This is a genomic window from Pseudovibrio sp. Ad26, assembly GCF_001623285.1.
Lineage (GTDB): Bacteria > Pseudomonadota > Alphaproteobacteria > Rhizobiales > Stappiaceae > Pseudovibrio > Pseudovibrio ascidiaceicola.
Genome location: NZ_LMCE01000050.1, coordinates 106964 through 126228 on the forward strand (window position 1 = coordinate 106964; position 19265 = coordinate 126228).

Sequence of the window (19265 nt, forward strand, 5' to 3'; positions counted from 1 at the left end):
AAAATAAAAGGCAGCTTAGAATATCTAAGCTGCCTCTCAATTTTCAAAATTTTGAGTGTGTTAGCCGACTTTCGCGACCGCGGTCAGGAAGTCATCGACTTCTCTGCCAAGCGCGCGCGTACTTTCAGTCACCTCTGTAGAGGCTGTCAGCACACGTGAGGACGCAGTGTTGGTTTCGCTCACTGCATCAGAGACCAGCGTCATATTCTCGTTTACGCTGGATGTTCCAACAGCAGCTTCCTGCACGTTGCGGCTAATCTCAGTTGTCGCAGCCCCCTGCTGCTCAACAGCCGTCGCAATTGCAGAGGTAAATGCGGTAACCTCATCCATTGTATGCGAGATGCCCTCAATGGAGGATACAGCATCTGTTGTAGAGTTCTGAATCGCAGAAATCTGGGAGCTGATTTCCTCTGTAGCTTTGGACGTCTGGTTGGCAAGTTCCTTCACCTCAGCCGCAACGACTGCGAATCCCTTACCAGCTTCCCCAGCACGCGCTGCTTCGATCGTCGCATTCAGAGCCAGCAAGTTGGTCTGCTCGGCAATCGCCTGGATCAGCCCGACAACTTCACCAATCTTGACTGTGGCATCGGCCAGCTCATTGATGCGATCATTGGAAACATGCGCACTCTCAGTTGCTTTGGCAACAACGGAGGTTGTTGCACTCACCTGACGTGCAATTTCCTCAATGGAGCTGCTCAGCTCTTCAGCTGCGGCAGAAACCATCTGCACGTTGTTTGCAGCATCAGTTGAAGAGGCCGCTGCCCGCTCTGTCTGATCAGAGGTACCGCGAGCAAGGTCAGCCATTACACTGGCTGTCTCACCCATCTCACCCATGCTGTCATTCACGGAGGTCAGCAGGTTGGCAGCTGTGTTTCGGAAGTCAGTGATCAGCTGCTCAACTTCGCGCTGCTTCTCCGCATCCTTTTCAGCAACATGCGCCTGCTCTTCGCGCAAACGCGCACGTTCAAGAGCATTGTCGCGGAAGACCTGAACCGTGCGGCTCATATCACCAATTTCGTCTTTACGCTTTGCACCGGCGATCTCGACATCGGTATCGCCATTTGCCAGACGCTCCATGATGCCGGTCAGACGTTTGGTCGGACGAGTGATGGCAAGTGACAGACCCAGCGCAATCAACGCACCAAGTACGAGGCCAACAGCAACGGTTGTCGCAATCAGATTGGTCGCAAGATCACCAGCCGCACTCGCATTTTCAGCTTCGGATGCTGCAATGTCGATGATCTGGCCCTGAACCGTTTCAGATTGCTCAGTGAGCTTCGTGACCAAGCTGGCAAGTTCTTTCTTACCGTTTGCCATTGAGCCGAAACCGGAACGGATCGCAGCGATTTCTTTGATGGCATCTTTAGAGGCTTTCACGCCGCCTTCGATGTCTTTCACACCCGTTTTAAACTCGCGGCCTGCTGCACCAAGCTGATCAATCTCCTTGGAGACTTCCTCAGACTTCACACCAGAACCTGCGCGCAGGAAGGAAAGAGAAGACGAGCTCACAGCCAGTGTCTGGCGTGTGATGTTGGAAACTGAGGCCAGTGCTGCATCAACCTGCTGCTTACGATCGACCGCTTCAGCCTGCTTCCTGTTTGCATCATCAATAGAGCGATAGGTAAAGCCGATGACCAGCTGAGCCGTTTCGCCGAGCACGTCAATGCTTGCAGTGATGTCCTGGCGCAGCGAATACATCTCGGAGAAATCCGTAGAGTCGCGCAGGGCTTTCAGCTTATCAACCAGCGTATCGGAGACACCAGCCAGACTTTGAAGAACCTTTGCATCCAGATGTGACAGCTGGATTTTCTGCAGTTTCTTGATCTCACGGCGCGCTTTCGCAGCGCTGAGCAGCGTTTTGCGCAGAGCACCTTCTTCAGAGCTTGTTGTCGCCTTCACGAAGAAGTAGCGCATATTCAGGGCCTGACTCTGAATAGTCGCAACAAGACGGCCCGCTTTGTCAGCTTCTTTCAACTGCTCTTTGGCCAGCTTGTCCTGCTCAGTCGCCGAGGCCGCAATCTTTGAGATGTCAGCCTGAACTTTTTTGCCAATCATCTGAAGATTGGCAACAGCAGACATCATCTTGGCAACTTGTGATTCCTGAATATCGGTCGACATGCGAACGCGGCTGAACAGGCCTTTCAGAGCCCGCACATTTTCGTGGGTCTCTTCAAAGGCAGTGCCATCTTTGCCATCTGCAACAACCTGCTCATGAAGAGCTTCCAAATCTGCACCCAGCAGGTTCAGCTCATCAGCCGCAGCGGTTGCATCATACTTGCTCAAGCTGCGCAGATAAGTTTCGCGCGCTGATGTCGTATCATGCAGGCCCTGCATTAAACGCATGGTTGCATTTGTCATCTCTGTTTGCTTGGTGAGCTGAGAGATAGAAAAGATTCCGATCCCACCAGCTGCAGCGGAAAGCAAGAGTACAATAATGAAGCCACCACCGATTTTCATCGACAGCTGCAAATTCGTAAATAGCTGGAGGACCCGCCTCATGACCCGATTTCTCCCGAATAGAAGTCATTGCCCATGACTTGGCGGCATCCTAAGCTTGTAAATCTCAACCAGTGGTTAACCCGTGGGTAATTAAGGCATTAATTGAGTAATTTCTGAAAGTTTTATCGTTTTATGCGCTCATCATCTATTTATTATAAGTGCAATTAATCATTACATTTTTAACAATTAAGAATCAGCAACCTGTAGTAGAAGTGCTTCAAGTGCAGTACGCAGATTGCCGGAGAGCGCTTGCGGCCTGCGTGTCGCACGATCTACGTACACATGCGTAAAAAAACCTTGTGCGGCGGCTCTCTCAGCATCTTGCGCAAACAAGGCCAGTTCGTATCGCACAGAGCTGTTGCCCAGGTGCCCGACGCGCAAACCAATATCGATCTTTTCCGGGTAGGCGATCTCAGAGAAGTACTGGCAACCAGATTCCACAACCAACCCGATCTCATCCCCCTCATGAATGTTGAGGGCATCGTTTTCGATGAGGTAGGCGTTCACAGCACTATCGAAATAACTGTAGTAGACCGCATTATTAATGTGCCCATATACATCGTTGTCTTCCCAACGGGTCTGAACATCACTGAAGAACGCGTAATGTGCACGAGTATGCGCAGCCGGCTTTTTGGGTTTGCTCATAGTCTATGGTCTCCGCTTCAATCCGTTCTCAAAGAGCCTGCTGGTAGATCTTCAAGGCGCTATCCTCGTCAACCTCACGTGGATTATTCACCAGCAACCGCGTTTGCTTCATCGCTTCACTGGCCAGCTTCACAACGTCCTGCTCATTAATGCCCACTTCACGAAGCGTTGTTTCAACACCCAGAACTTTGGAAAGCTCCGCCAACCGGTCTGCAAACACGCTGCCTCGATTATCCGCCGGAATCTCTGAGAGCTCCGGGAACACCAACGGAGCTAACTCAGCATAAGCCTGCGCACAGGTTGGCAAGTTGAACCGCATCACATGCGGCAGAACCAGCGCATTGGAAACTCCGTGAGGCACATGGAAGATGCCGCCAATCGGATAAGCCAGCGCATGCACAGCCGCCACCGGAGAGTTGGCAAACGCCTGCCCCGCCAACATGGAGCCCAGCAACATATTGGAACGTGCCTCTTTATCCTGCGGTGTATTCACGGCTTTTTCGATGTTCGCACCCAGCAAACGCAAGGCTTCCTGCGCCAACACTTTAGACACCGGATTGTTGTTTGCAGATGTCGACGTGTAGGCCTCAATTGCATGCACCATCGCATCAATGCCAGTTGCAGCTGTGACATGTGGTGGCAGGCCAACCGTGAGATCCGCATCCAGTATTGCCACGTCAGGCAATAGGGACGGAGACACAACGCCCTTTTTCTCAGCCTCACCCGTCGTGATGATGGAGATTGGCGTCACTTCAGACCCTGTGCCAGCGGTTGTCGGGATAAGGATCAGCGGCAACCTTTTCCCCTTCGCCATTCCAACACCGTAGATGTCAGTAAGCTGCTCGCCTCCCCCAACAAGCAACGCAACAAGCTTGGCAACATCCTGCGAGGAGCCACCACCCAGGCCGATGACACCATCCACACCAGCCGATGTAGCTAAATCTGCAGCTTGCAAGACGATGGCTTCTGGCGGGTCGGCAACAACATCATCAAACAGGGTAACGTCTATTCCAGCAGCTTCCAGCTGAGCGATCACAGGCTCAACAAGACCTGCTTTCATCAGTCCTTTATCACTCACCAGAAAAACGCGTTTACCAATGGTCTTCAGTGTAAGCTCATCCAGCTTTTGAACCGCACCGGGTTCACATACAACGCTGGCTGCCGTGTTAAATACAAAGCCTGTCATTTCATTCCCCCCCTCATTGCTCAGCGTAGGTGGCAAATTTGAGCAATGCAGCGAGAATGCCTCAGCCAACAAGCAAGGTCGAGCGCAATTAAAGTCGTAACTGCTTGATGGAACGCTTAGACAACTTCCTCTGAAATCACCGGTTCCGCATCAGGCACTTTGCCAAGGTTCAGCACGGCAAATAGTCCAATCACCGCTCCACCACACATAATAGCACCGCCTGCGAAGAAGGGCATGGAGACAAACCATTGCTCGGCCAGAAAGGCCCCAATCGGGATGGCAATCAGCATGAGACTCGATTGCAGCATCTCCCCAACCGAAGTGATACGCCCCAACAAATACTCAGGCGTTTGCTTAACAACGATTGCCCCAAACGGAACTGTGATAAAGCTGGTGAAGGCACCGGCAACGAACCAGAGCGCCATCTGTTCCTGCATCCCAAAAGGCACTGAACTAAACGGAACCCAGCCCACGACTATGGTGAGGGCACCCCCGAAGAAAGAGCCAATCACCATAAGCAGGTGCAAGTTGATACGGTCGCCAATCTTGGCCGTCAGATAAGTTCCAACAAGTCCGCCAACGCCAATAGACCCCAGAATTGGCCCCGCGGCGGCTTCTGGTTGTCCGGTTTCTTTAATGAGCAACAGCAGCACCGCCTCGTAAAGAAACACGCTGAATATAAAGAGGCAAATGAGCGCCATGCCTAAGAGGAGACGCGGTGTTCTCCAAAGATAAGCCAGTCCGACCTTGGCATCATTCACCACACTGCTTTTCTCAGTGCCTTCCTCAGAAGCATCTTTAGCGTCTTTTTTCAGCACTCCTAACAAGCTCAGGCAAATCAGAGAGGCTACGGCAAAGCTGGCGCCACCAAGTAGAAAGACAATATGTGGGCTCCACACGGCAAGCAAAGCGCCCCCCAAAACCGGTGCAAAAATCTTGGTCGATTGAATGACGAAATGATCCACGCTGACCGCCTGTGTCAGCATGTTTGACGGCACGATCTTCTTCAACGCCAGTTGCTGTGCAGGCATAAACGCAGCTGACACTGTGGCTTTCAAAAACACAAAAGCAATAAGAAGCGAAAGGCTGGTGGCAAAAAAGAACATGCCAACCATCAACCCCGCTCGGATGATCAAACCGGCTATCAGCACAGGCCCAGCCCCAATCCGGTCAACCAGAACACCGGCTGGCAGGCCGAAGATCACACGGGGCAAGGTCGCGGCCATAATGACACTGGCAACCTCAGTCGCTCCCATGTCCCAACTGTAGCTCACAAGCACCATGATCGCGATAAAGTCGATCCAGTCTGCAAATGCTGCCGGAACAAGAACACCAAAAAATCGACGAAACGCGCTCAGCTTAAACAATGCCAACACGGAAGTATTTACTGCCTCACTCTGCGCCACGAAGTCCGCCCCAATTTCAATTGATTGATAACACCAGAATAATCAGCGCACAAAATATCGCGCTCACCAAATTTGCAATCTTGTCAGCTTAACCGAAGCCAACCCAGATACAAGGCGCGTATAGGTGAAGAAAATTGGCCAAAATGCAGAAAGCAAACGAACCGTAGGTGAGAAATGAGGCGGGCTTTTCTCAATCAGAGGCCAGTTTAGCAAAACAAGCCACTTCGCTTGGCCAGATCAAATCTTGTGGCCGTCGCCAGAGCTCTCGCCACTTAATATATCGAGGTGACGATCTAGCCGCCGCCTGATCCGCTTTTTGTTAAGATAATCAACCTTATGAAGAGGCAGCAATTGATGGTTCAGATATGTTTTTACGTCAAAGCTCTTGATGTACTTATTGCCTGCAGCATCGAGAACTATGCCCATGTTTTCCGGTCTGTCGGCGAAACAGGAAACGTGGTTCTGACGTAAGATTTTAAAGTAATCAATCAAAGCGCGAATAAGTTCTTTGTCCTCAACGCGACCATGGCGACTGATGTAATCCCGGATACTGCGAATTTCCGGGTGCCAAAAGTTGTCGATCTTCTCGGTTAGCAAAGCAGGTCCGCGATCAGTCTCCACGATCCCGTAGACTTTCGCGAAAGACTGGTGTTCATCCAAACCAACGTCTTGAATGTGCTGCCACCCCAGCAACTCATCCTGATTGCCGCTTAAACGTTGCTTCTTGTAACCTAGTTTCGCACGAACCGACCGAAACAGGTCTTTCAAAAATCCGCGGCTTTTGACTTTGCGCTCACCAGCCTCGTACCGGTCAAACTTCAGGAGCTTCGTTGGATCAGACGCACATTCATAGGTGTCGCGGAATCCGCCCCCACGAATGAATTCTCCCACCTGAAACACTTGATCTTCCTGAAACACAGTCAACTTTAAGCCAGTCTTTTTTGTAAATTTGAGCCACTTACATAACAAATTATAATGGTTTGAGAAGCATCTTTCTTGCCACACATACTTAAAGCATTGCTTCCAAAGATCTTTATTTCATCTGCATGCGCCTTAACCGGACTTTTCAGGGTTTGAGGGATAATTGGCTCAAAGACAAAACGGACACAAACTCCGGGAACCAGCAGGATGCAGATCTGCAGTGCGCGTGAAATTGCGGCTTTTGTGGAAGATGGCGACACCATTGTCATTGGCGGCTGTGGGCGGGGCCTTGCAACGCCGGAAGCTTTGCTGGAGGCCATTGAGCAGCGGTTTCTTTCGACAGGGCAACCCAAAAACCTATTCATCATCAACTCGCTCTCCATCGGAGATGGTGACAAACGGGGGCTGAACCGGTTTGCTCATAAGGGAATGCTGCGCGGCATTATCACCTCTCACTTCGTTCTCACTCCTTCCCTCCAAAAACTGATCTCTCAAGACAAGCTGGAAGCTTATTGCCTTCCGGCTGGGGTTATTCAGCAGTTGATCCGCGAAATTGGTGCGGGTCGTCCCGGTCTCTTCACCCGCACCGGACTGGGGACGTTTGTTGATCCCAGACATGGCGGCGGTAAATGCAGCAAGTCTTCCAAGCATGAGCTTGTGGAACTGCTTCACCTGCATGGTCAGGAATACCTCCGGTACCGCCCGTTCAAGATCGACCTTGCTCTGATTTGTGGGTCTACGGCAGATACGAAAGGCAATCTCAGCCTTGATGAGGAAGCTGTCACACTTGATTGTCTCAGTTTAGCGACGGCTGCGCATAACAGTGGCGGCCATTGTTTCGCGCAGGTTAGAAACGTGGTGCAGACCGGAAGTCTGCCAGCTCGTTCTGTTACCGTTCCCGGTGTTTTTCTGGATGCAATTGTCGAAGCTCCGGGCCAGACCATTGCCTATGACACGCCGTACAGCCCTGCTCTCAGCGGGGATATCAAACCCTCTCATGCCAGAGTTCAAAACGAACCCAGCGAGATTGCCCGCAAGGTGATTGCACGCCGGGCTGCAGAGGAGTTGATTGAAAACGCAGCCGTGAATATCGGCTTTGGCGTTCCTGCTGGCATTCGCTTTGCTGAACAGCGCAAGCAGTTGGCAGAAAGGATCTGGCTTTCTTGCGAACACGGGCATCACAACGGCCAGTTCCTGGGAGATTCTCTTTATGGCGCAGCTCTGGGATCCGAAGCGCTGCTTTCTTCACTGGATCAGTTTGACTTTTATAGCGGCGGCGGGCTGGATATTGCCTTTCTGGGCATGAGCGAAGTGGACCGGCATGGGAATGTGAACCTGTCCAAAGTGAACGGTAAAATCGTTGGACCGGGCAGCTTCATAGACATCTCACAAAACGCCAGAAAGCTCGTGTTTTGCGGTTTACTGACGGGCGTGGACTCACAGGTTGAGTACCGCAAAGACAAACTCAAAGTGACGCGCAATGGAACCCACACAAAGTTTGTGGAGCAAACAGACCACATCACCTTCAACGCCTTAAATGCCAAAACCAATGGGCAGGAAGTGCTTTATGTGACCGAGCGAGCCGTCTTCCAACTGGGGCCTAACGGGCTGGTGCTGACTGAAGTTGCCCCTGGCATAAAGCCCAAACGGGATGTGCTGGCGCATATGGGGTTTGCCTGCAAAGTGGATGTGCAACGCAAGATGCCGGAGCACATATTCAACGCATTGTAGCCGTTACAAACACGAATAGCACCGCACGGCTTTGCCGGCAGTGTTGGCGCTTAAATTCCCGAGAAACGGGAGGAGCAAGGCGAGCAGGCAACACCTGCGCTACTTGTTGAAGTTAGTTTCTTCGGCATTGGCTGTCGCCTTGCCCGGGCATTTTGGTATGGACAACATCGCCTCTTACCCTGAAAGACACGATAGCCAGTTTCCTGGAAGGACAATGGCTTATTCCAGCAAGTTTCCTTACTAAAACAGTTCCTTCATCCCTGACACGCACCACTCTGACTGGTTCGTGCCACCGCGTGATGCCCCTCAGACTTGGGCCCTTCCTCTCAAACCATGCGGTCACGTTTGAAAATCGGTTCCACCGGACCACTGAAAGATACGTTACTTCTTCCAGAAGCCCCACCCAGCCTACGACAAACTGACGGACGGTCCGCCAGCAGCCCGTTACGTAGGCATAAATTCAGAGTACGAGAGATTTTGGAAAGGGGAATAAGTTTTGGCTGATAACTGACCGATTTTACGCAAAGAGCACGACTGCTTGCCTGCAAATCACGTGGTGGTGGTCATCCACTAAGCCGTGCTCACTTTAACATTTGCCATGGTTCGCAAATGGCGAGGACAAACGCTTCTCAGCTTCACTCCTAAGAGCGCACCCTGCACATGAGCAGGACGCGCACTCGCAAAATCATAGGAATGGAACTGTACTCCTTGGTTGAATGAAACCAAGCAAAAACAGCTCTAAACACCTGTCTGTCTTAATCGTAAGCCGCTGTTACGATGACTTCCACCAACAGTTCCTGAGAAGCAAGACGGGCTTCACCGCATGCGCGTGCAGGAGCATGCCCTTCTGGCACCCATGCGTCCCAGACTTCGTTCATCTCAGCAAAGTCACGCATGTCAGAGAGCCAGACGATGGCTTGCAGAATCTGCTCGCGGCTGGAGCCTGCTTCCACAAGCAGTTCATCAACACGGCGCAGGCATTCTGCGGTCTGTTCTTTGATGCTTTCACCGCGCACGCCAACCTGGCCACACAGATAAACGGTGCCGTTGTGCTTGACGATTTTGCTCATACGCTGCTTGGTGTGCATGCGTTCAATCATGGTGCTATCCCTTTGGTTTAGGGGCAGAAGGATGCAGAGATCAACATCCGCTCCAACGCCCAATCTCAGCGAGATACCATGACTGAAACTGCTCTTAATTTCACTGTGACATTTGCGGGTGTCCAAGTGTTTTCGAGAAAGCTGCGTTAAACCAGCTCTTTCTGCACCCCGTTTTCCAAAAACCACTGATAGGTTTGGCGAATTCCCTTATCCAGCGAGATGGATGGCTCCCACCCCAGCCGCTTCAGACGTGCTGAGCTCATTAGCTTTCTCGCAGTTCCATCTGGTTTGGAGGTGTCCTGTGTAATGGCACCTTGATAACCCAAAACCTTGGAGAGACGTTGCGCAAGTTCCAGAATTGAAATGTCCGCACCAAAGCCAACATTGATGTGTTCTTCTGCAGAGTATGTCTTGAGCAGATGCACCAGAGCATCCGCGCAATCATCGCAGTGCAGAAACTCTCTGCGCGGAGCACCCGTTCCCCAAATCTCAAAGGATTCAGCTCCGCTTATCTTCGCTTCGTGCACTTTGCGCATAAGGGCAGGCAAAACGTGGCTGCTTGTCAGATCAAAGTTGTCACCCGGCCCATACAAGTTGGTTGGCATGGCAGAAATGAAATCACAATCATATTGCCACCTGAAGGCCTGACACAATTTTATGCCGGCAATCTTAGCAATGGCATACCATTCGTTGGTTGGTTCCAGAGGGCCAGAGAGCAATGCCCCCTCCTCTATCGGCTGCAGAGCGTGTTTTGGGTAGATACAGGATGACCCCAAAAACAGGAGCTTTTGCACGCCAGCTGCGAAGGCACCACGAATGAGGTTGGTTTCAATCGCCAAGTTTTCATAAAGAAACTCGGCAGGATACTCATTGTTTGCCCAAATGCCCCCCACCTTGGCAGCAGCGACAATCACGACCTCAGGCTTCGCTTCCTGCAAAAATGCTAGGGTTTCTGCTTGCATGGTGAGGTCTACTTGCCTCCGGTCCGCAGTCAAAAGAGTGCACTTCTCACGCGCCAACCGTCTTATAAGAGCTTGGCCAACCATGCCCTTGTGCCCGGCTACGAAAACCGTTTTTCCAGTCAGGTCAAAGTCAACAGGTTGGAGATCAGGCATCTTCGAGCATCCTACCGTCTTTCACCTCCAGCAAGTCTGCCTGCACCATCTCCTCAATCAGTGTTTCGAGGGATGTTTTCGCCTCCCAGCCGAGTTTATCCCGCGCTTTGCTCGCATCACCAAGGAGCTCGTTCACCTCTGCTGGGCGGAAGTAGCGTGGATCGATCTCAACAAGAGTACGGCCACTTACCGAGCAGATCCCCTTCTCATCAACCCCACTCCCCTGCCATTCCAGTGTGATACCGCATTTTGAAAACGCCAGTTCTGCAAACTTGCGCACTGATGTCATGGTGCCGGTTGCCAGCACATAATCATCTGGCACATCCTGCTGCAGCATGGACCACATGCCTTCAACAAAATCCCGCGCATGCCCCCAATCCCGGGTCGCATCGATGTTACCCAAGTAGAGTTTGTCTTGCAGCCCCAGACTGATTGCGGCGGCGGCGCGGGTGATCTTACGGGTTACAAACGTCTCACCACGCAGCGGGCTTTCATGATTGAACAAAATGCCATTGCTTGCATGGATTCCGTAGGCTTCCCGGTAGTTGACCGCAATCCAGTAGGCATAAAGCTTGGCCGCGGCATAAGGGGAGCGCGGGTAGAACGGCGTGGTTTCTTTTTGTGGTACTTCCTGCACCAAACCGTAGAGTTCCGAGGTTGAAGCCTGATAAAACCGCGTTTTCTGCTCCAGGCCAAGGATGCGGATCGCCTCCAGCAATCGCAAAGCCCCCAAAGCATCGCTGTTGGCGGTGTACTCGGGCGTTTCAAAACTCACCTTCACATGCGATTGCGCCCCAAGGTTATAAACCTCATCCGGCTGCACCTCTTGCATGATGCGGATGAGGTTGGTGGCATCTGTCAAATCGCCATAATGCAGGATGAAACGTGCATCATCCTCATGAGGATCCTGATAGATCCCCTCTACCCGTCCTGTATTGAAGCTGGAAGAGCGGCGTTTGACGCCGTGCACCACATATCCCTTATCCAGCAAAAAGCGGCTGAGATACGCTCCGTCCTGTCCGGTAACACCTGTTATCAAAGCGGTTTTCTGCAAGGCCATGGCACTCTCAAAAATTTGAGGGAAACAGAGCATGAACCTAGAAGCAGATTGGTTGTTGTCGCAATTCTGAAAACACACCCCTGTATTCTTTGGGTGTTTCTGCAGCCATATGTTTTTAAACGGGTTTTGATGTTCACCCACAAAGATATCCAAGTCCCGTCAAAATTCACTGGCAATACCGCGAAGCAGCGTGTATCAAGCTCGCCCTCCCAAACGCCTTGGGAGGTATCCCGAACCTGAAAACCCATTGGTGCCGCCAATTGCCTGGCAGCCGTCCAGCTTTGCCTGACTTGAGGCATGATAAGAGGTCTTAAAATGAACACCGCATTCGCAGGCATTGATTTTGGAACCTCCAACTCAACCGTGGGCATCTTTTCCGGCGCAAGCCCTGAACTTGTGATGCTTGAAGACGGGCACAGCGAAATGCCGTCAGCTATCTTCTTTAATTTTGAAGACGAGCAGATCGTTTATGGACGCAAAGCGAAGGAAGAGTACATCAGGGGTGATGAGGGCCGCCTTATGCAGGCGCTTAAAAGCGTTTTGGGCACATCCCTCATTCAGGAAAAAACGGCTGTCATGGGCGGCCGTATGGCTTTCAGAGATATTATCGCGCTCTACCTGCGCCAACTGAAACGCAAGCTGGACGCACACATGCAGGACAATGTCTCCAGCGTGGTTTTGGGTCGCCCAGTGCACTTCATTGATGGCGATGAAACGGCTGACCGTGCTGCGGAAAAAACGCTGGAAGGGATCGCCCGTCAGGAAGGGTTCGAGCACATCGCCTTTCAGTACGAACCGATTGCAGCAGCGCTGGCTTATGAACAAACCGTTACACGCGAAGAGCTTATTCTGGTGCTGGATATCGGCGGCGGTACAGCGGACTTTTCCGTCATTCGCGTGTCACCAGAGCGGAAAAACGCAGCAGATCGCACCAATGATATTCTTGCTAATACGGGTATTCATATCGGCGGCACTGACTTTGACCGGTTGCTCTCACTCGCGCAGGTTATGCCGCATCTTGGCTACAAAACGCTGACAAAAGACGGCAAGCGCGCCCTGCCTTCAAAATACTACTTTGATCTGGCAACCTGGCAGTTCATCAACCAGCTCTATTCTCCGAATATCCTGCGGGAACTGGGCGAAGTACGCCGCGAAGCTGCACAGCCACATCTCGTGGAACGCCTGCGCGAGGTGATCCGCGCAAAAGACGGCCACATGCTGGCTACCCGCGTGGAGCAGACCAAGATCGACCTGTCCTCAGCAGAGATCGCAAGTCTCAAAATTGAGTTGGAAGAAGAAGACGTTCTGGTTGATGCAACCAATGCAGATTTCCATGCTGCTATCGGCCCATCCGTTGGCAAAATCGAAGCCACCATTCAGGAAGCGCTGAATAAGGCTGGCGTGAGCGCAGACCAGATCAACAGCATGTTCCTCACCGGTGGCACAACCCGCATCCCGATGTTGCGCGAGCACTTTAAGTCCTTGATGCCAAACGCATCTGTGGTTGAAGGTAATGTCTTCGGCGCTGTCGGTCTCGGCCTGGCCGCCGACGCCCGTCGCAAGTTCGCATAGGGTTATCATATTGAGTGGGGCCTGCGTCTTGCTCAGAATGCTTTAGCCACTGACGAACGGCAGCACACCATCTCAAGATGCATCAAGAGGCCGCTAGGCCTCTTTTTTCTTGCCTCGTCTTAACATAAGCGAATCCTCCTCCCCCTTTGCAGGGTAAGAACAAGATCCTTTGCCTTGCAGAAGGCATTCCCCCTCAAAAACAGCACCCTCATATTTAAATCTACACCATGTCTCTACCCGAATTTAAGAATTGTCACTTTCAACCAATTCAGGTTCCCTAGATGCAAATGTTAATGAATTCTTAAGAGGAGAGGTGCTGCCGGAGGGTGGATTGGGCGCCTTGAGGGGGCTTTATGAAACAGTGGCAAAATTGGTGTTTCAAACATAGTTGGTTTTGCCGATTTGCCATCATGACGGTTGCGTCCTTCATGGTCACATCAAGCGGTGCAACCACACTTCGCGACGCAGTGGAAGATAGCTTCCTCTTCACCTCAGCTGAAACTGGCGGGAGTTGGATCAAGGCATCCGAGCAAGAGACGAACGAACTTTGCCTGAGCGTTCTTGAAGCCTATCTGACACTTCACCTGAATATCCGAACTCTTGAAATTTACAGCAAATCTGAGAGTGAGTTGAAGGCATTTGCAGCGACGCTAGCCGATACTGAAGGCGTCCATTCTCCAGAAGCCGTTGAGCTTGCCGGGAAGGCCGTCGAGAAAACCCTTAAGACGCTGAATGAAATAACTATTTCAGCAAAAAACCAACTCATTGCCGCCCATGCAAAATATGTTGAGTTGACCGGAGCGCGTGCATCAAATCTGCAATCCTCCCTCAGCCCATCTCTTTTTAGTGGGTCAACGCTCACAAGAGATAATCGCAGGGATGAGAAGCGATTTCAGCGAGCCGTCGACCAGCATAAACAGCTGCAATTTCGCGCAGCTCGGCGGGCACGTGCCTATCATCAGGCACGCAAGGCCAGTCTGGTTGATCCGACGTTGTTTGCACAGTTTCTGACCGCCCTCGACGACCTACGCCAGGCTGACTTGAAGCTTGCAGCGTCTGAAGCAGACCTCGTACGCCTGCATTTTCAGGCGAGAATCCGACAAACAGACATCCTGCTGCATCTGGGGCTCTCACCCCGGCTGATTGAGAAGAAAAAACACACTCACAGAAAGCTGTTGGCTCGCCAACACGCCAAGTGATCGCAGAGCAAACCGAAAGAAAGAGGAGACGCAGCCATGACAAATCTGACCGCACCGCCCGCGACCGCGCCTTCTCAGCCCGCACCACCGCCGATCCTGCTTGCCGATCCGCTGGCCCCCTCCAGAACACCAATCCTTATGGTGCGAGAGCAAGGGCAACTTGTTGACCTTTCCAAAACCATCGGCACAGCGAAGCTTATTCGCGATGGGGACGAGCTGCATATTTTGCAAGCAGATGGGCAGATTGTCGTCATCGAGCAATTCTTTGGCGGACTCGCCAATGAGTTCTTCATTTTGATGCCAACTGGCCCGCTAACCACACAAGCTCAGTTTCTGAAGGCCGTTGAGGTTGATACGACACCAAGACTTGGCAGCTTTCAGGTTGACCTCCCCTCCCCTGCCCAGGAAAAAGCAGAGGGTGCTGACAAGACATCTGAAGAGCCAAATTGGCAGCCGACATCTAAAACAAGTTTCCAGAGTATTCATCAGGAACCAGTTCTTGAAAAATTGAGCACCCCGACACACCACACTCAGCTTTCTGCGAGTAAGCAGGATAATGATCAGGGACCACAGTTTACAAACCCACTCTCAACGCGATCAGAGAACATCGTTGTTCCGCAACTCTCACTCTCTGATCTTTACGTTCAACCAAACAGCACAGTTACCCGGGCAAGTGATCTTCCTGTCCATTCCGTTCAGGAAGCATCCTTTCGCACATCCAACAGTATTTCAGTCAGCGATAGTCTCGCTCTTGATTTCGGCCTGGATGGAACCAACTACCGCGCACTGCTCTTTACACTTGATGCAGCCGGACGCCCACTCGGCCGCTCAGGTGATCCGCTCGATATTACCTGTGGCGGTGCGCGGGTTCTTTTTCAATCTGAGTTTGGCCCGCAAGGCCAACACATATTGAAAGGTTTGAAAGGCGACGGAACGCTTGCTTTCAAGGTTACGCTGGATCCGGGTACACCAAACGGCACATACAGCTATGAGCAATTTGCGTCCTTGGACCATCCGGGTAGTTCAGCAGAACTCTTAGTGAGCCTTAGGTTCATTGCAAAGGATGCGGATGGCGACACTCTTGTTTCCTATTTAGACATACGTGTTGAAGATGATCCGATGCCGACTGAGTGGAACCTGTCAGCAACGGTTTCAGAGGCAGGGCTCGCGGGTGGTTCAGATGGCAATCCGGGGCAAGCTTCAGCCTCTGGAGACTTACCGATCACTGCTGCGCAAGGTCCTGTCGCTCTGTCTTGGAACGCAGCATCTCCAGTTGAAGGCTTTAGTTTTCATCAGGAAGGACAAACGCTCTTGATCTTGCAGGGAAACAAAGTCGTTTTGTCAGTCACACTCAATTCAACAACAGGCTCTTACAACGTCACCCAGCACAGTGCGATCAATCATGGATCTGCTGCGGAGGCCGTCTTTAACCTCCGTTTCAGCGCGACAAATACGCAAGGCCAAACGACAGAAGGCAAGCTTCTGGTTTCTTCACTGGATGATGCGCCAAAAGCATTTCCGCTCAACCAGATCAACTTTGATGAAAGCCAGCTGAGCACTGAACCAGAGCTGAGCTATTCGTCACAGTCCTTGCCTCATTCAGCAGGGGCAGATGCAGCCACGATACGCTGGCAATTACCTGATGACCTCGGCGGTCTGATCTACATTATCGAGGGGCAACAACTCAGTGTCCTGCAGGGCGATACGGTCATTCTCACTGCCCAGTTTACTGGCGGCAACGGCGCTTACTCGGTTCAACAACACAATCCATTGCAACACCAGCACGGCGTAGACCAACAAATCATCAACCTTCCCTATCTAATTACGGATGGAGACGGCGACACAGCTTCAGGCAACTTCATGGTGTCAATTAAAGATGACACTCCAGAAGTCGGGGCAACGGTCAGCCTCAGTTTAAGCGACGACGCATTTGCCCTATCAGCGCCAGCAAATGCACAAGCTGAGGATACTCATGCGTTAACCGGTGTACTCCCGATCTCAGCTGGTGTAGATGGAGGACAGGTTTCATGGACACAGTCCGCGCTTCCTCCGGGCTTCAGCTGGGACTTGACTGGCGAGAAACTGACGCTTTTCCAAAACACGACGGCGATTTTCACCGCGACGCTGAATTCCAGCAGTGGCGCGTATTCTGTCGAACAGCACGCTCCGTTGAACCACGCTCAGGGTATTGAACAGTTTCAACTCCAGTATATTGCAAGCGATGCAGATGGGGACGCTGCACCCGGTCAACTTCAGATCACGATAGCAGATAGCTCCCCCATCCTAGGCTCCGCACCTGAAACACTCAGCCTATCAGAAAGTGCTCTCTTTCAAGCACGAATGAACGACAAGGCCTCAATCACTCAAGACGGCGACCTGAACATTCAATGGGGCGCAGACGCTCAGTCAGCAACGTCTCTCACTTTCTCCTCCAGCATGAGCGGCAGTCGTGCCCCCTTCACTGTCAACGGTGCCCAAGTCTATTATGCCATTGAAGGAACCGGCAACCAACTCACAGCGAAGACACTGGACGGCACACTCGTTTTCAGGATTAAACTGAACCCGGGTGCCTCAGGCAATTACGAGGTCGAGTTCTTCACACCGATAGACCATGGGACGGCAAGCGATTTTTCCTTGTCGTTTTCGGCAGTGGCTACTGACGGTGACGGAGACACGGTTCCTCTGACCTTCTCCTTCAGCATCTCAGATGGAAAATCACTGGCATCCCCTGATCAGTTTTCTGGCAAGGAAGATACACCGCTTGTGTTGGATCTGTTAGGCAATGATATTCTAAATAGCGAAGGCTTCACCGTTCGCATCGTCTTGGCACCTGCCAAGGGCCATCTCTCTCAAAACCCGGACAACACGTTCAACTACACAGGTCACCCTAACGCCAATGGCTCGGACAGTTTCAGTTACTATATTGAAGATGCCGACGGCGAACGGAGCGACACCGTTACCGTCTCTATTGAACTGTCGCCAGAGAATGATGCGCCGATCTTTTCTGGTGTGGACCAAGACGCGCCGGTTCATCTAAGCGTTGAGGATGACGGTTCAGAGACCGTGTTCACGGCAAATGCTTCTGATGCCGACGGAGACCCCCTTCATTTTTTTCTCGAAGGGTCTGATAAGGCCCGTTTCAACATCGACGAACAGACAGGACAAGTCAGCTGGAAAGAGGATGTAACCTTCGACGCACCTACGGATATGGACGGCGACAACATCTATGAGGTCTCCGTGGTTGCAAGAGATCCTTCTGGCGCCGAGGCTGTTCAGCAGTTCCGCATTGAAGTCACCGAGGGCACAAACACACCCGTTCCGCCACCCGTCGTTTTCCTTCACACCCGAGAGCCTGGCAGTTACCAAGTCGGGTGGACCTTCGAAGAAGCAACTTATTCGTCTGAGGCAGCGGGTCATTTGCAATCCAGCCTTTGGATCGAATCTGGAGACGACGGTAAAGCAAACGCCGCCAATGATGGCTCCTCAGACATCTATATCGATGCTGGTACAGGCGCCCTTATTCTCTCTGATCGGTCTGGCTCATCCTCAAATGGAGACGACAATCTCGCCAGCATCAGCAAGACGTTTGATCTGACAGGCGCCCAAAATGCTGCAATCCAACTCACTTACACGGCGGAGTTTGCGGCGGTCGACCCAACCAGAGTGTTCTACATTGAGGTCATGTTAGCGGATGGATCGGTCCATCAGATCGGGCAAGTTTCCAGTCTGGAAAACCATGCTCAATCCCAGAGGATCAATCTTGATTTGAGCGATTACATCTCATCCGCGACAACAATCCGTTTGGTTGCGCCAGCCGAACTCACCGCTGCGGACACGCTGAGAATAGAAGACCTGACGGTTTCAATGACCCAACCAGACACTCTGGAACAGCAACACTTTGAAGCATCCTTTCAGCTTGGAGATGATGACTTGGCAATTGCCAAGTCGGCCAAGATCGAAGGAGTGCAGGACGAGATCTCGGGTCTGACCATAAAGCTCTTCAATGCGCAAAGCGGCGATCATCTCAACTTCCTGGATGTCGAAGGTGTAACCAGCCAGCTGGAAGACAACGACAATGGAACCGTAATCCTCACGTTCTCCGGTTCAACCGACAGCTCCACCTATCAGAATCTGCTCAACTCAATCACCTTCACAACCACATCGGACAGCTTGGAAACCCGTAGTCTCTCCGTGGTTGCTCACTCAGAGGATGGGAACTCCAATCCGTCCATTACCAGTATTCAAGTTCACCCCAATCCAGATGACGGTGTCACCGATACGAGGAACCATATTGACGGGACAACTGGAAACGACACTCTCAAAAGCACCGATGAAGATGATGTGATCAATGGTTTTGAAGGCAACGACCAACTGACTGCCGGAGCCGGATCAGACGAACTTACAGGCGGTGAAGGCTCTGACATCTTCTTCTTTGAGCAACTCGATGGCGCAGCAGATCACATCACAGACTTCCAGCTGAAAACCTCTGCCGGCGGAGACAGGGATATCTTGGACCTTTCCAAACTGCTCGACGACTACGGCGAAGGTGGAACCAGCCAGTACTATAATTTCACTAAGCAATACGTCCGCATCGTGGAAAATCAAGACGGGCAATATGCCGTGCAAGTCGATTTGGACGCACGGGATGATGACCAGACATGGGAAACCGTAACCACATTAGAATTCCAAAACGCGGACGCAGTTGGTGCCACCTTAAGCGTTGACGTAAAAGGCTTCATGCCAGAAGTTGAACTTCCAATCGAAAGTGGATTCCCAATCTCCTAGACACTCCCGTTAAATTTGGCAGCTGCCAAGTCGAGAAATTCCAGAT

Annotated in this window: 12 protein-coding genes; 4 read left to right on the forward strand and 8 right to left on the reverse strand. The window is 51.8% G+C overall.

Annotation, left to right across the window (positions count from 1 at the left end; genetic code table 11):
• Positions 1-60: 60 nt before the first annotated feature.
• The 5 genes from PsAD26_RS11580 to PsAD26_RS11600 all read right to left on the reverse strand — a co-directional run bounded on the left by PsAD26_RS11580 (position 61) and on the right by PsAD26_RS11600 (position 6636).
• Positions 61-2457 (reverse strand): HAMP domain-containing methyl-accepting chemotaxis protein, encoded by a 2397-nt coding sequence (locus PsAD26_RS11580; RefSeq protein ID WP_208985645.1) that lies wholly within the window; start codon positions 2455-2457, stop codon positions 61-63.
• Positions 2458-2685: 228 nt separating this feature from the next.
• Complete coding sequence (locus tag PsAD26_RS11585; RefSeq protein ID WP_063310547.1) at positions 2686-3144, reverse strand: thioesterase family protein; 459 nt, start codon at positions 3142-3144, stop codon at positions 2686-2688.
• A 28-nt stretch (positions 3145-3172) separates the two neighbouring features.
• On the reverse strand, positions 3173-4330 hold the full coding sequence (locus PsAD26_RS11590; RefSeq protein WP_063299845.1) for an iron-containing alcohol dehydrogenase: 1158 nt from the start codon (positions 4328-4330) through the stop codon (positions 3173-3175).
• A gap of 116 nt (positions 4331-4446) precedes the next feature.
• Entirely contained in the window at positions 4447-5736 is a 1290-nt protein-coding gene (locus tag PsAD26_RS11595) for an MFS transporter (protein WP_063299844.1), read from the reverse strand.
• A gap of 237 nt (positions 5737-5973) precedes the next feature.
• Positions 5974-6636: a YrbL family protein gene (locus tag PsAD26_RS11600; protein WP_208985646.1), complete on the reverse strand. Its 663-nt coding sequence runs from the start codon at positions 6634-6636 to the stop codon at positions 5974-5976.
• Between the two features lie 228 nt (positions 6637-6864).
• Here PsAD26_RS11600 and PsAD26_RS11605 point away from each other — a divergent pair, with 228 nt between their 5' ends.
• Positions 6865-8388, forward strand: a complete 1524-nt coding sequence (locus tag PsAD26_RS11605) for a CoA-transferase (RefSeq protein WP_063299842.1) — start codon at positions 6865-6867, stop codon at positions 8386-8388.
• Positions 8389-9143: 755 nt separating this feature from the next.
• On the opposite strand, the gene PsAD26_RS11610 is transcribed toward PsAD26_RS11605, so the two are convergent.
• The 3 genes from PsAD26_RS11610 to gmd form a co-directional block, all read right to left on the reverse strand.
• The gene (locus PsAD26_RS11610; protein WP_063287656.1) at positions 9144-9488 is read right to left on the reverse strand and encodes a RidA family protein; all 345 of its coding nucleotides are present in this window, start codon (positions 9486-9488) and stop codon (positions 9144-9146) included.
• A gap of 146 nt (positions 9489-9634) precedes the next feature.
• Positions 9635-10603: a GDP-L-fucose synthase gene (locus PsAD26_RS11615; RefSeq protein WP_063310548.1), complete on the reverse strand. Its 969-nt coding sequence runs from the start codon at positions 10601-10603 to the stop codon at positions 9635-9637.
• Entirely contained in the window at positions 10596-11657 is a 1062-nt protein-coding gene (gene gmd, locus PsAD26_RS11620; RefSeq protein ID WP_063310696.1) for a GDP-mannose 4,6-dehydratase, read from the reverse strand. The genes PsAD26_RS11615 and gmd overlap by 8 nt, the downstream gene beginning before the upstream one ends.
• A 321-nt stretch (positions 11658-11978) precedes the next feature.
• Between gmd and PsAD26_RS11625 the strand changes: the two genes are divergently transcribed.
• The 3 genes from PsAD26_RS11625 (at position 11979) to PsAD26_RS11635 (ending at position 19219) form a co-directional block, all read left to right on the forward strand.
• Positions 11979-13235 (forward strand): Hsp70 family protein, encoded by a 1257-nt coding sequence (locus tag PsAD26_RS11625; protein ID WP_063310549.1) that lies wholly within the window; start codon positions 11979-11981, stop codon positions 13233-13235.
• A 353-nt stretch (positions 13236-13588) separates the two neighbouring features.
• Positions 13589-14434, forward strand: coding sequence for a hypothetical protein (locus PsAD26_RS11630; protein ID WP_063310550.1), 846 nt, complete (start codon positions 13589-13591; stop codon positions 14432-14434).
• Between the two features lie 36 nt (positions 14435-14470).
• Entirely contained in the window at positions 14471-19219 is a 4749-nt protein-coding gene (locus PsAD26_RS11635) for an Ig-like domain-containing protein (RefSeq protein ID WP_063310551.1), read from the forward strand.
• Positions 19220-19265 lie beyond the last annotated feature (46 nt).

Coding starts and splice junctions, on each gene's coding strand:
- PsAD26_RS11580 (WP_208985645.1), bottom strand. CDS start 2,457: ATGAAAATCGGTGGTGGCTTCATTATTGTACTCTTGCTTTCCGCTGCA.
- PsAD26_RS11605 (WP_063299842.1), top strand. CDS start 6,865: ATGCAGATCTGCAGTGCGCGTGAAATTGCGGCTTTTGTGGAAGATGGC.
- PsAD26_RS11625 (WP_063310549.1), top strand. CDS start 11,979: ATGAACACCGCATTCGCAGGCATTGATTTTGGAACCTCCAACTCAACC.
- PsAD26_RS11590 (WP_063299845.1), bottom strand. CDS start 4,330: ATGACAGGCTTTGTATTTAACACGGCAGCCAGCGTTGTATGTGAACCC.
- PsAD26_RS11630 (WP_063310550.1), top strand. CDS start 13,589: ATGAAACAGTGGCAAAATTGGTGTTTCAAACATAGTTGGTTTTGCCGA.
- PsAD26_RS11585 (WP_063310547.1), bottom strand. CDS start 3,144: ATGAGCAAACCCAAAAAGCCGGCTGCGCATACTCGTGCACATTACGCG.
- PsAD26_RS11610 (WP_063287656.1), bottom strand. CDS start 9,488: ATGATTGAACGCATGCACACCAAGCAGCGTATGAGCAAAATCGTCAAG.
- PsAD26_RS11615 (WP_063310548.1), bottom strand. CDS start 10,603: ATGCCTGATCTCCAACCTGTTGACTTTGACCTGACTGGAAAAACGGTT.
- PsAD26_RS11635 (WP_063310551.1), top strand. CDS start 14,471: ATGACAAATCTGACCGCACCGCCCGCGACCGCGCCTTCTCAGCCCGCA.